This window comes from Rufibacter immobilis (assembly GCF_003721565.1).
Classification (GTDB): Bacteria; Bacteroidota; Bacteroidia; order Cytophagales; family Hymenobacteraceae; genus Nibribacter; species Nibribacter immobilis.
Genome location: NZ_RJJE01000017.1, coordinates 1,490,616 through 1,503,221 on the forward strand (window position 1 = coordinate 1,490,616; position 12,606 = coordinate 1,503,221).

11 protein-coding genes are annotated in these 12,606 nt (G+C 52.3%); 3 read left to right on the top strand and 8 right to left on the bottom strand.

Annotation, left to right across the window (positions count from 1 at the left end):
* The first annotated feature begins 5 nt into the window (after window positions 1–5).
* Window positions 6–1,196 carry a L,D-transpeptidase family protein gene (locus EFA69_RS19230; RefSeq protein WP_123134672.1) on the top strand — a complete coding sequence of 397 codons (1,191 nt, stop codon included), beginning with the start codon at window positions 6–8 and terminating at the stop codon, window positions 1,194–1,196.
* Between the two features lie 103 nt (window positions 1,197–1,299).
* On the opposite strand, the gene hemN is transcribed toward EFA69_RS19230, so the two are convergent.
* The 8 genes from hemN to ccoN all read right to left on the bottom strand — a co-directional run bounded on the left by hemN (window position 1,300) and on the right by ccoN (window position 10,699).
* Window positions 1,300–2,760, bottom strand: a complete 1,461-nt coding sequence (gene hemN, locus EFA69_RS19235; protein WP_317125638.1) for an oxygen-independent coproporphyrinogen III oxidase — start codon at window positions 2,758–2,760, stop codon at window positions 1,300–1,302.
* Window positions 2,761–2,914: 154 nt separating this feature from the next.
* Entirely contained in the window at window positions 2,915–3,784 is an 870-nt protein-coding gene (locus EFA69_RS19240) for a universal stress protein (RefSeq protein ID WP_148041421.1), read from the bottom strand.
* Between the two features lie 39 nt (window positions 3,785–3,823).
* The gene (locus tag EFA69_RS19245; protein WP_123134674.1) at window positions 3,824–4,531 is read right to left on the bottom strand and encodes a sulfite exporter TauE/SafE family protein; all 708 of its coding nucleotides are present in this window, start codon (window positions 4,529–4,531) and stop codon (window positions 3,824–3,826) included.
* Between the two features lies 1 nt (window position 4,532).
* Window positions 4,533–5,006 (bottom strand): FixH family protein, encoded by a 474-nt coding sequence (locus tag EFA69_RS19250; protein WP_123134675.1) that lies wholly within the window; start codon window positions 5,004–5,006, stop codon window positions 4,533–4,535.
* A 56-nt stretch (window positions 5,007–5,062) separates the two neighbouring features.
* On the bottom strand, window positions 5,063–6,463 hold the full coding sequence (gene ccoG / locus EFA69_RS19255; protein ID WP_123134676.1) for a cytochrome c oxidase accessory protein CcoG: 1,401 nt from the start codon (window positions 6,461–6,463) through the stop codon (window positions 5,063–5,065).
* 540 nt (window positions 6,464–7,003) lie between these two features.
* The gene (locus tag EFA69_RS19260) at window positions 7,004–8,197 is read right to left on the bottom strand and encodes a c-type cytochrome (RefSeq protein WP_123134677.1); all 1,194 of its coding nucleotides are present in this window, start codon (window positions 8,195–8,197) and stop codon (window positions 7,004–7,006) included.
* Window positions 8,194–8,388, bottom strand: a complete 195-nt coding sequence (locus tag EFA69_RS19265; RefSeq protein WP_123134678.1) for a hypothetical protein — start codon at window positions 8,386–8,388, stop codon at window positions 8,194–8,196. The genes EFA69_RS19260 and EFA69_RS19265 overlap by 4 nt, the downstream gene beginning before the upstream one ends.
* Before the next feature lie 127 nt (window positions 8,389–8,515).
* Window positions 8,516–10,699, bottom strand: a complete 2,184-nt coding sequence (gene ccoN, locus EFA69_RS19270) for a cytochrome-c oxidase, cbb3-type subunit I (protein WP_123134679.1) — start codon at window positions 10,697–10,699, stop codon at window positions 8,516–8,518.
* Window positions 10,700–10,883: 184 nt separating this feature from the next.
* On the opposite strand from ccoN, the gene EFA69_RS19275 reads away from it, so the two are divergent.
* Complete coding sequence (locus EFA69_RS19275) at window positions 10,884–11,306, top strand: DUF5655 domain-containing protein (protein ID WP_123134680.1); 423 nt, start codon at window positions 10,884–10,886, stop codon at window positions 11,304–11,306.
* A 390-nt stretch (window positions 11,307–11,696) separates the two neighbouring features.
* Window positions 11,697–12,356, top strand: coding sequence for a hypothetical protein (locus tag EFA69_RS19280; RefSeq protein WP_148041422.1), 660 nt, complete (start codon window positions 11,697–11,699; stop codon window positions 12,354–12,356).
* Window positions 12,357–12,606 lie beyond the last annotated feature (250 nt).

The following is a 12,606-nucleotide window of genomic DNA, read 5'->3' on the forward strand; positions in this document are numbered from 1 at the left end:
TGGAGATGCGAAGATGGTTCTATCTATGGCTTGCGTTCTTTGGTTTTTGGTGGGCTTCTGGAGCAGTACAGGCCCAAACCAGCACGTTTGCCCCTGCCCGGCAGGTGGAACTGCTCCAGGAAGCCCGGCAACGGTTTCTTTCGCTGGCCAAGTCAAACCAATGGCAGCCCGTAGACAAGCACCTTTGTTTGGTCGCCTGCGAGAAAGCTCCTGAAGTACCTGGCCTGAAGGTGCTTCTCCAACTCACCGGCGATCTCCCGGCCCATGTTTCAGAAAAAGACTCTCTGTTTGACGATACGCTTATAGAGGCGGTGCGCAGGTTTCAGCGGCGGCACGGTTTAATCCCAGACGGAGTGGTAGGACCCCAAACCCTGGAAGCCCTTAATGTTTCGCCTGCGCAAAGGCTGGCACAGATTGAACTGAACCTGAAGCGCTGGCAACTGGCCCTGGCCCAACCTGCCCAACGCATGGTCTTTGTGAACTTGCCAGATTTTTCCCTGCACCTGCTCAATGAAACGGGCCAACCGGTCTGGAGAACCAACGTGATCATTGGGCAAACCAATAAAGACTTTCAGACCATCCCCATGGAAAGCCAGATCACCTACCTGGTCCTGAACCCCACCTGGACGGTGCCCCAAAGCATTCTGCGCCGGGAGATCATTCCCCTGCTCAAACATGACCCTAACTACCTTACCCGCAACCGGATGCTGGTGTACCGGCAGGATGGCGCCCAGCGGGTGCAGGTTTCTCCCAAGGAGCTTTTCAGCAATCCGGCTGGGGTAGCCAAAGGTATCTATTGGGTAGTGCAGCAACCCGGCCCCACCAATTCCCTGGGAAAGATCAAGTTCATGTTCCCCAATTTACATGACATCTACCTGCACGACACCCCCAACCGAACTTTGTTTGCGCACCCGGTGCGGGCCTACAGCCACGGCTGCGTGCGGGTACAGAACCCAGAGCTGTTGGGCAGCTACTTACTCAACCCAGACTGGGCAGAGACAGGCAAGAGCTCGCCGCTCCTGAAAGACAACAGCCTCAACAAGAAAATCACCCTCCCGGCCCCGGTAGCCGTAACACTCGCCTATTATACTGCCTGGGTAGACGAGAAGGGCGATCTGCAATTCAGGAATGATTTGTACGGTATTGACAAACAGGAGCGCAGACGATTAGATATTTCTCTTGACACTCTTCATTGAAGGCCCGGCTTGCTCTAAAAAAAAGAGGAGGTATTGCCAGAGAAAACCTCCGCAATACCTCCTCTTTCATACTTCACAAATTTTAAAGGAATTAAGTATCCTTCTAGATTGCTTTGCTGAACGTGGTGCTGAACTCCTGCTGCGTTTGCTTCACCTTTTGGTCAAAAAGCATGCAGATGTTCCGGATGAAGGGCTGGCCCTGCGGCGTTACCACCAATGACCGGGCTCTGAAAGTAATTAAACCTTCATCTTCCATTTCCAGCAGAGCCTCACGGGTTTGGTCATCCAGCAGAAATGCGATGTCTCTGTGCAGTTCCAGCTCTCCTTTGCAGGCAATGTCCAGAATGGCTTCTTTTCTGATCAGGTCTTCCGGGGTAAGCAAATGTCCTTTGAGAATAGCCAGATCTCCGGCGGCAATACCGGCTTTGTACTCCTCCACTTTTTTCAGGTTCTGGAGATACCCATATTTTGCGTCACTAATGGAAGAGGCGCCCAGGCCAATCAACAGATCTGTGTGGCAGGTGGTGTACCCCATGAAGTTACGGTGTAGCGTACCATTCTGCTGGGCCAGGAACAGGGCGTCATGCGGTAGCGCGAAATGGTCCATTCCTATGTCATGATACCCTAAGGCTTTCAACTTCTCAAGCCCCAGTTCATACAGAGCCCTTTTGGCTGCGCCCGAAGGCAGGTCTTTCTCTGAGTAGCCGCGCTGGCTGGGCTTCACCCACGGCACGTGGGCGTAAGAGTAGAACGCAATGCGGTCTGGCTTGAGCTGACCCGCCAGATCAATGGTCTCGGCCACGCTGGCCAGCGTCTGGTGCGGAAGTCCGTAGATCAAATCAAAGTTCACCGATTCATAGCCAATGCGGCGGGCGTCTTGAGTGGCCCGCAACACATTCTCAAACGGCTGAATGCGGTTAATGGTCAGCTGCACCAAAGGATCAAAATCCTGGATCCCGAAGCTCACGCGCCGGAAGCCCAGATCATAGAGGGTCTGCAAGTGCTCGGCGGTGGTGTTGTTGGGATGGCCCTCAAAACTGAATTCCCGCTCCGGATGAATCTCCGCGGTGGCCAAGATGCCTTCCATCAACAGTTTCAGGTTCTCTGGGCTGAAGAACGTGGGCGTTCCGCCCCCCAAGTGCAATTCTCTGATGATCGGCTTCTCAGAGAAATGGTTCAGGTATTGCTGCCACTCGGCCAGTAGGGTTTCAATATATCCTTGCTCCACCCCATGGTTTTTAGTGATGCGGGTGTTGCAGCCGCAATACGTACACAGAGATTCACAGAACGGCAGGTGCAGGTACAGACTGATCCCCTTGGTAGCGTTTGACTCTGTGAAGGTCTTCTCCACCACCTCAAACCACTGTGCTGCCGTAGGGGCTGCTTTGTCCCAGAACGGAACGGTGGGATAGCTGGTGTAACGGGGGGCCGATACATTGTATTTCTGGATAAGCGCTTCGGGGGAAATCACAGGGGACGTATCACTAGTCATTTTCATTTTTGCCGTCTCATTGGTAATGATAGAACAAAAGTACTGGGTCTCCCCTCCTTCAGAAATGACCATAGCGGTTCAGAAAGATGATAAATGTCATCTTTCTGAACCGCTTGCTTTTTTAATGGAACGCCCTCCCGGCCCATCTCTGGAGCGGGAATCTCCTTCTGTTTAGGGGCTGTTTTTGGAAAAAGAGCCCCTAAACAGAAAACTTGCTTTACTTGCCTTAGGCCATGATCTCCGTTTCTGCCTGCTTCTCATGCTGCTGGCAATGGAAACAACTGCCGGCACAGGGTTTCTTTTTTGCCTGGTAGAGGTTGAGCAGCGGAATGCTGGTCTGGCAGGCATCGGTTTTGCGGTACGTCTGGTTCAGGTACTGCTGGGTCAGGTGCGTGTCTCGGGTGGCAATGAGGAACAGATCCACGGGGTATTGCTCAGCGTATTCCTGCAGGCCTTCCATCATGTCTTCCTCCTCCAGCATGCGGCAATTGCAATTGCTGCCCAGCACCCAGTTCAGCTCCGCGCCTTGCTTTTTGATTTCCACCAGCGGAGCCCTTTCGGCACTTGGGTAAAAATGCACGGGAGAAACCTCGGCCTCAAAGGCCTGAGCATACGCTTTTACCATCTCCACCACCTCTGGGTCCTGGTCGGTGAAATCGGTCACAAACACCAGATGCTTCACCGGTTGGTACTGCGCTTTCCCCGGCACCCAGAGGATGGGGCTGCCCGCCAGTTGCTCCAGCGGAAGCGACTGACCTTTGGCTTCAATGGCGGCCAACAGCTCAGAACCCGCAATGATGAGGTCTGGGTTATGCACCGCAGACATGGTGGGCAGCAGGGACGTCCAGGCATCTCCGCTGATGAGGCACTCCGTGTGGTGCGGGTTCATCTGGCGGCGGGTATCGCAGGCGTACCGCTTGGCAAAACTGTGCAGCTGCTGCGAGTACTGCAATTGGTTCGTGAGCGACAACGGGGCTCCGTTAGTGCTGAACAGCAGCAGGATTTCGGCTTTGAGCTGGCAGGCCATCTTCACGGCGTACCCGTACGCATTGATGCTGTTCTGGGAGAAATCGGTGAGGACGAGTATCTTTTTCATGGTAGCTGAGAAAATCAAGGAATGGGTATGTGGGGTTTCTTAATGGCAGGAAGACATGGCAGAATGCGCCATGTGCGTGGTGTCAGTGGCGGGACTCACGTACGGAATCCCCAGATTTAAACCTCTCAAAATAAATAAAATAGCCAGACAGGTGGCCGCGTACGGAATGGCCCGGGTAAAGAATCTTCTTACCCCCAGTTGCAGATATTTGCCAGACAAAGACAGCAGGAACATGAGCGGAAACGTACCTGCGCCAAACAGCAACATGTACCCCATGGCCTGCGGCACAGTGGGCATGCTCACCGCCCCCGCCAACGCGAAATACACGAACCCACAGGGCAACAGTCCGTTCAGCAGCCCAACCCCGCCCAAAGCCCACACACCTTTCTTCTGGAAGAAGAGGCCCATGGTCTTTTTCACCTGGGTCAGCACCGCTTCCAGGCCGGTGGCCTTTCTGAACTTAGCTGACGCCGTGGCGGGCACCACCACCAGGAGCAGAATCAGGACTCCGGAGAGAATGGACAGGGTTTGCTGCAGGCCCGCCAGTTGCAGGCTTTTGCCCAGTAACCCGGCGCCCGCGCCCAACAGACTGTAAGTGACCATGCGGCCCAGGTTGTAGAGAAACCTGCTGACCACAAAAGACCAGCCGCTTCCCTTGCCCACCGGCAAAGACAGGGCAATGGCCCCGCACATGCCCACGCAGTGGAAACTGCCCAGTATCCCCAACAAAAACCCGGTCCAGATCATGTTATTGAACGGTGATGTCTTTCTGTAAAAAGTAAGGTTTGCCTGCCTCTTGCCAACTCAGCTGCACGCGCCACAGGCCTTTGGCCAGCGCGGCAGTTCTAATGTGCTGTTGCCCGTCCTCGTTCAGTTTGAGGTCTAAGGTAAAATCCTGCTTTGCGTCTGACGGCCGGAAGAAGTTCACCTGCCCCTTCACATCAGTGGCCTTCACTCCTGCCGGGAACACAATGCTGAACTGCTCGGCGGCCTCAGCGTGGGTGAGAATTACCTGTGTCTCCAGATTCTGCGTGGCCTGCACCTGGTTCATGTGCTGCTGGTAGGCAATCTCTTTCTGGTAATAGTCTTTGCTCACTAGATCCACGTCAGATTTCATGGCCTGGCGCACCATGTTGCCAATGAACAGCCCGAAGAAGACGAAGGTGGCAATAATGACCTTAGGCCACCAGGAAGTTTTTGAGGGAAGTGCTTTCGCGTTCATAATATGAAGTTCTAAGTCTTGAGTTCTGAGTCTTGCGTCCTAAATTCTATTGCTTCTTAGTGGCCCGGACCCAGGAATTTGGTTTTCTCCGTGGCAATGAGTTTATCGCCCACGTACACGCCCACTTTTATCTCAGTGGTGGTGCCGTGCAAATTGGCCTTGGGAATTTCAGCGAAGAAAACTCCTTCGGCCAAGCCTTGTTCCGGCAGTTCCAGTCCACTACGCACCAGCCTAATGGTTCCCTGCGGCTCTATCAGTTTCAAGGTGATGGGCAGCTTTTCAGTGGTTTTATTGATGACCGAGATGTTGTAGAGGTTGCTGATTTGGCCGTCCTGGGTTTTCTGGTACAACATGCCCGGCGTGCGCAGAATGGTGGCATCAATGTTCTCACGGGTGACCAGCAGGGTCACAAAACCGGCCATCAAAAGCACCAGCACCGCAGTATAGCTTTTCATGCGGCCCGTGAACGTCCAGGGCTTGCCCTCGGCGATGGTCTCTTCTGAGGCGTATTTGATCAGGTTCTGCGGTTTGCCAATCATGTCCATGATGCTGTTGCAGGCATCAATGCAGGCGGTGCAGTTAATGCATTCCATCTGCTGGGCTCCGTTCCGGATGTCAATCCCCGTAGGGCAGACCTGCACGCACTGGCGGCAGTCAATACAGTCGCCGGCGGTTCTTACCTGGTTCTTTCTCAGTTTCTCCCGGGGTTCGCCGCGCACGTAGTCATAGGCGATGACGGTGGTTTTCTTGTCCATCATCACGCCCTGCAGCCTGCCGTAGGGGCACACTATGGTACACACCTGCTCTCTAAACCGGGCGAACACCCCGTAGAAAATAGCCGTGAAAACAAGCAGTGAGATGAGGCCGCCCAGGTGGTTGGCCGGAGAGTCTGTGACAATGGCTTTGAGGGCGTCAATGCCTATGATGTAGGCCAGGAAGGTGTTGGCGATCAGGAACGAGATGAACACGAAAATGCCGTGCTTGGCCGTCTTCTTCCAGATTTTCTCGGTGGTCCATTCGGCTTTATCCAAGGCTTTCTGTTTGGTGAAATCGCCCTCAATCCAATACTCAATGCGGCGGAACACCATCTCCAGGAAAATGGTCTGCGGACAAACCCAGCCGCAGAACACGCGCCCGTACACCACCGTGAACAGAATAATGAACACGATAAAGGCCATGAAGCCCACCAGCAGAATAAAGAAATCCTGAGGCCAGAAAATCATCCCGAAGATGATGAACTTGCGCTCCACCAGGTTGAGCATGAGCACCGGCAAGCCGTTGATCTTCAGGAACGGCCCAATGAACAGCAACGCCAGAAAGCCGTAACTTACCAACTTGCGGTATTGGTACAGCTTTCCGTTGGGCTTTTTAGGATAAAGCCACACCCGTTTCCCTTCTTTATCTACCGTGGCGATGGTGTCTCTGAACGACTCCCTGTCCACTACTGCCTGACCCATTTTCTACTTGTATGTTCGGTTTACAATCACCGGCTGCGGGCAGCGCGGTGGGAGGCTTCAACCTTCTCTACAAATTTCAGGGTTACGGGGCGGCAGAAACATGACGTGCGTCATCTGGGGCGGTGATTGTTGTTAAAAGAATGACGCAGTCCAGCGCTCTTGTGATCTATTTCAATCCTGCGTTTAGCAGCTCTTTTTCCTAAAAAACGCCTAAACCAGCAGGTCTGAGAGAATCTGGTGTCCCCCTTTGAAGGGGGTAGGGGGATGACAAGGACGGAGGAAGAACCGTCAGCTTAATGAAAAAGGAATAAAAAGCTGATTCTCGGGAATGCTATGCCTCTGGCTGCATCTCAATGTAATGAATTCGAGAACGTAGCGGCGAGACGCCGCCCATGTTACACACTCGCCAGAGGCGAGCGAGAGGAACCGTCTTTTACCTAGTTTCCGTTTAGGGCCTGTTTTTCTAAAAACAGGCCCTAAACGGAAACGGTCCTTCACTTGCGCAAAGGACCGTTTCTCACACCAAACGTAACACTTTCACTATTTCGCTTTCTCGCCTTGTGGGGCTTTGGCATTAGGCGGGTTACTGCCTTTCAGGCTAAGGATGTAGCTAGACACTTGCAGGATTTGCTCATTGCTGAGTTTACCTTGCCAGGCCACCATGCCTTTGCTGGTTACCCCATATTTAATGGTTTTGTAGATGCCGTTTACGTCGCTGCCGTGGAGCCAGAATTCGTCGGTGAGGTTAGGTCCTACCATCCCCTCGCCTTTCTGCCCGTGGCAGGCGGCGCAGTTCTGCATAAACGCTTTCTCGCCTTCGGCCAGCTGGGCGGCATCTGTGATGGGTTTGAAATCAGTTTTTTCGTTGGCATCTCCGCCGCCGCTTTTAGCGCTGAGCAGGGCTGCCTGCTGCATTTCGGCCTCGTATTCCTGGGTCTGGAGCTGGCCGCCCATTACGTGGTAGTTGAGCAGGTACACCACCCCAAACACGATGGTCACATAGAAGGTATATTTCCACCAAGGCGGAAGGTCGTTGTCAAACTCATGGATGCCGTCATAGCTGTGGTCTTCCATGAGCTCGTCTTTGGCTTTCCCGGTAATGGAGGTGGTGTCACCGCGCATGAGGGCAATGAACTTGGCCATGGAAGAATTCTGCAGCCCTGGTTTTTCATACAGCTTACTCAGCAACGGCAGCGCCTGGAAGAACGTTACCAGCAGGAACACCAGCACCAGCAGCAGCAGGAACCCAACCAGCGTAACCAGAATCTGGGTGACCGGCGGCATGGCTTTCCAGTTGAAACCCGAGGCAGCCGGCGCCGCGCCGTCTATGTTAGGGTCTGCAGGAGTTACTTCCGGGGCTTTGGCCTCGGCGGGTTTGTCACTTTCTTCTTTGATGAACGCCACCACGTCTTTGATGTCACCGTCTGAGAGCGAACCTTCAAAGCTGGTCATGGGCACCTTCCCAAACTTCTCAAACACCTCTACCGCCTGTTTGTCGCCGGAGGCGATGACTTTGGTGGAGTTCTTCACGAAGTTAATGATCCATTTCTCATCGCGGCGTTTATGAACGTCTTTGAGGGCGGGCCCCACCACCTGCTCCTGCACGCTGTGGCAGGCGGCGCAGTTGGCGTCAAAAATGGATTTGCCTTTTACGGCGTCCTGCGCGGCGGCAGGCTGAGTGGCGGCTCCGGCAAAAAACAACGCCGAAGCTAAATAGGGTAATAATCGTTTCATGACCGTAGGTCTTGTGGGTGGGCAAATCCGTTCTCGTTCTGCAGCGGCATGGCTTTCATGCTCTGCACGTGTTCTTTTTTCACCACCACCACGTAGGCAATGAGCCCGATGAAGAAGGCGAAGAAGATGACAAAGGAGATAATAGGATAAATCTCAATGCCTGCGATGGACTGTAAAACGTTCTTGTACATGGCTGTTCTTTTTTAGACACAGGAGATAAGACACAGGATGTAAGACTTTTCCCTTTTACTTAAAGCACCTTTCAAAGCGGTCTTCCACTCCGTCTGGTGTCTCATCTCCTGTGTCTTATGCCTTTCCTTACTTTTCCTCTTTCACTTTAATGTCGGTACCCAGGCGTTGCAGGTAGGCAATGAGGGCGACAATCTCTTTCTCCGGTTTCACCTCAATGCCTTCTTTGGCCAGCTCAGCGGAGATTTGGGCCGCCTGCTTTTTCAGGTCTTCGTTGGCCAATTTGGCGTAACCAGCCGGGTAAGGAGTACCCATTTTCTGCATGGCCTCAATTTTGGCCTCAGTGGAAGAAATATCCAGATCCTCTTCAAAGAGCCATGGGTACGCTGGCATGATAGAGCCTGGTGACATGCTGGTTGGGTCTAACATGTGGTGGTAGTGCCAGCTATGCGGGTACTTACCTCCTACGCGGTGCAAATCTGGCCCGGTACGCTTAGAACCCCACAGGAACGGACGGTCATACACGAACTCACCGGCTTTGGAGTACTCGCCGTAACGCTCGGTCTCTGAGCGGAACGGACGCACCATCTGGGTGTGGCAGTTCACGCAACCCTCTTTGATATAGACATCGCGGCCCTGTAATTCAAGGGAGGTGTAAGGCTTCACGGCGGCAATGGTAGGTACGTTAGAATCTACCAGGAACGTAGGGATCATCTCCACCAGACCACCAATCAGGATGGCGACGGTAGCCCATACCGCCATTTGGATAGGGCGGCGCTCAATCCAACGGTGCCAGTGGCCGCCGCTGTGCTCAATACCTTTGAAAACAGGCAGCATAGGGGCCGCATGGGCTTCCTCGTTGGCCAGCAGTTTACCGCTTTTCACGGTTTTCACTACGTTGTAGATCATCAGGAACACCCCGGCCAGGTACAACACCCCGCCAATGCCGCGCAGGTAGTACATAGGCACCAGTTGCAGCACGGTCTCCAGGAAGTTAGAGTACTGCAACAGACCTTCCTGGTTGAACTGTTTCCACATGAGGCCTTGGGTAAAGCCCGCCCAGTACATAGGAATGGCGTAGAACAGGATACCCAGCGTGCCTAACCAGAAGTGCCAGTTGGCTAGTTTATTGGAGTACAGTTTGGTTTGGAAGATGCGGGGCAGCAACCAGTACAGAATACCGAAGGTCAGGAAACCGTTCCAGCCCAGGGCACCCACGTGCACGTGTGCTACTATCCAGTCAGTGAAGTGGGCAATGGCGTTCACGTTTTTCAAGGACAGCATAGGGCCTTCAAACGTAGCCATACCGTAGGCCGTGATGGCCACCACCATGAACTTGAGCACCGGCTCTTCCTTCACTTTATCCCAGGCACCGCGCAGGGTTAACAGACCGTTGATCATACCGCCCCAGCTGGGCGCAATCAGCATCACAGAGAATACCACCCCCAGTGACTGTGCCCAATCTGGCAACGCAGTGTACAACAAGTGGTGCGGACCAGCCCAGATGTAAATGAAAATCAGGGACCAGAAGTGGATGATGGATAATCTATAGGAGTAAACCGGGCGGTTGGCTGCTTTGGGCAGGAAGTAGTACATCATGCCCAGGTAAGGCGTAGTTAAAAAGAACGCGACCGCGTTGTGGCCATACCACCACTGTACCAGCGCATCCTGCACCCCGGCGTAGCCAGAGTAGCTTTTCATGAAGCTTACCGGAATCTCATAGGAGTTCACAATGTGCAGCACCGCCACGGTCAAGAAAGTGGCAATGTAGAACCAGATCCCCACGTACAGGTGACGCTCACGTCTCTTGAAGATGGTCCCGAACATGTTCCAGCCGAAGATCACCCACACCAGCGTAATGGCAATGTCAATAGGCCACTCCAGCTCGGCGTACTCCTTACTGGTGGTATAACCCAAAGGTAAGGTTATCACCGCCGACACGATGATTAACTGCCAGGCCCAGAAGTGCAGGTTACTCAAAAAGTCTGAGTACATTCTGGTTTTGCAGAGGCGCTGCAAACTGTAGTACACGCCCATGAAAATACCGTTGCCCACAAACGCGAAAATAACGGCGTTGGTGTGCAGCGGCCGCACCCGCCCGAAGGTGGTGTAGGGGGTACCCATGTTGAGCTCAGGACGGGCCAGCTGGAAGGCGATGATGACGCCAATAAGCATGCCCGCCACGCCCCAGAACAGGGTAGCGTACCCGAAGTTTCTCACGATCTTGTTATCGTAGAAGAAGGTGTCCAGCCAATTGTCGTCTCGGGTGGGGACGACGGGCTGCGGTGCTTGAGTAAGTGTCTGCGTTGACATGAGCGTGCATTGTTTTTACAGTTTCAAAATTCCGCAGAATCGGGAAGGGAAAAGATGACGCTGGTCAGTTTAGGGGGTGATTGTTGTCAGGGCGGGTGCCGGCGGAGTACAATTTTACCATTTGCGCAAGTGCCTGTTTTAAGCTAATTTTCAGAAAAAGAGCCCCTAAACGCACTACCGCCCCATGTGGACCTGCCCCACCTGCACCCAGTCTTTCTTACGAACGAACCAGAGCCACTCCTGTCTGGAGAAAACCGAGGCCGATTTCCTGCGCGGAAAATCTGCCGTGACCGTAGACCTGTACCACCATTTTCTGGCGCAGTACCGCACCATAGGTGATTTTAAGATTCACCCAGCCAAAACCATGATCTCGCTGGCCAAGAACACGCGCTTCTGCTCTATCTTCCAGTTCGGGCGAAACTTCCTGGACGTATACCTTCCCCTGGACCGGGTGTATGACAACACGCTCTGCTTCCATAAAATAGGCCAACTAGACAAGCAGATCAACCACTTCCTGCGCTTCTATGATGTAGAAGACATTAATGAGGAAGTGCTCCATTATATGCGGCTGGCGTATGCCTTGGATGCGGAGAGGGGAAGGAAGTAGAGAGTATATCTAAATAATTTTATAAAATTCAGTAACCTTTGGTAAGAAACCTAAACAGGAAGTGCTTGGAAAAACAGTTTATTAATTCACTTTCAGAACTTCCGATGCAAGTAGAAAATGTGTCTTTTGCTTCGGCTTTCTAAAAATATCATGACAAGAGAACTAATATTAAATTCAAAACGACAATCATCGAACTTGATCTAGAATCATTGGATCAACCATTTCAAAAGACTCTGTGAAATGACAACTACTAATTGATTTCCAAAAATAAATATCAATTATTTATAAAGTTCAAAGGTCTATGCAAGGTTAACACTTACCCAAAGATCTTGAAAAAGGAATTCCATTTAAATTTTCCTGCTATCTAGTCTAGAGAAATTCTTTTAAGATTTGAAACATTCATCCCGTCCCCTCCTCAACTCCAAAACCGTTTTCTCGCTCACTCTACTTGTACTAGGTCTCACAGTACTAGGCGTATATCTCTTCGGCCTTGGCCAGCATCATACGTTTTTCCAGAACTCATTGCTCTCCACTACCCTGCTGTCGGTGGCATTTTTCGGGTTTGTGAGCATTGGGCTATACCGTGGCGTGAAGCTCAGAGACACGCTAGGCAACATCACCGACAAAAATTCGTTCAGGCGCAACGGACAGAAAGGTGACCGAACCGGCCTCTTCAACATGGGAGATTTCTTCTCCGGTTTTACGGGCAAAGGGTCCTCCGGCTCCTCAGACAGCGGCTTTGACTTGGGCGACTTGAGCGGTGATGACGGGTGCTCAGCCGTTATTTTGGGGATTCTAGTCTGGGTGGCAGCCGCAGTGGCCATTAGTATTTTGCTTATCCTGTTCGGAGAAATGCTGCTGGTGGCGTTGTTCTCTTTTATAGCCATGCGGTACTGGATTTTCTACAGATCATTGCGGTTAGTGTTCCGGCACAGCCACCAGACCAGAGGTCGCCTGTGGTCCAGTCTGCGTTACGGATTGGTGTACACCTTGCTCTACAACAGTTGGATCTACGGTATCTTCCTGCTCATAGAATATTGGCGGCGGTAACTAAGTTTAGGGGCTGTAGACCAGAGGGAATGTCCTCATGTAGCAGCTCTTCCTCTTAAACTCTTTAAGGTCCCAATCAAATGAGAAATAGCAGGAAGTGGGAGCAACCTTTCTCTCCTTTTCCAGCATTTCACCCAGTTTCTGGTCTTACTCTTTAGCTCCACCCCCTCTACTTAACAACTTGATAATCAATAGTCATTCTTTGCTTTTTTATTATATATTTACATAAGAATATATTTATTTAATACTA

Bases quoted from the DNA above. Each gene is read 5' to 3' on its own strand.
- EFA69_RS19275 (WP_123134680.1), top strand. From the start codon at position 10,884: ATGTGGACCTGCCCCACCTGCACCCAGTCTTTCTTACGAACGAACCAG.
- EFA69_RS19230 (WP_123134672.1), top strand. From the start codon at position 6: ATGCGAAGATGGTTCTATCTATGGCTTGCGTTCTTTGGTTTTTGGTGG.
- EFA69_RS19260 (WP_123134677.1), bottom strand. From the start codon at position 8,197: ATGAAACGATTATTACCCTATTTAGCTTCGGCGTTGTTTTTTGCCGGA.
- EFA69_RS19240 (WP_148041421.1), bottom strand. From the start codon at position 3,784: ATGAAAAAGATACTCGTCCTCACCGATTTCTCCCAGAACAGCATCAAT.
- EFA69_RS19245 (WP_123134674.1), bottom strand. From the start codon at position 4,531: ATGATCTGGACCGGGTTTTTGTTGGGGATACTGGGCAGTTTCCACTGC.
- ccoN (WP_123134679.1), bottom strand. From the start codon at position 10,699: ATGTCAACGCAGACACTTACTCAAGCACCGCAGCCCGTCGTCCCCACC.
- EFA69_RS19250 (WP_123134675.1), bottom strand. From the start codon at position 5,006: ATGAACGCGAAAGCACTTCCCTCAAAAACTTCCTGGTGGCCTAAGGTC.
- hemN (WP_317125638.1), bottom strand. From the start codon at position 2,760: ATGGTCATTTCTGAAGGAGGGGAGACCCAGTACTTTTGTTCTATCATT.
- ccoG (WP_123134676.1), bottom strand. From the start codon at position 6,463: ATGGGTCAGGCAGTAGTGGACAGGGAGTCGTTCAGAGACACCATCGCC.
- EFA69_RS19265 (WP_123134678.1), bottom strand. From the start codon at position 8,388: ATGTACAAGAACGTTTTACAGTCCATCGCAGGCATTGAGATTTATCCT.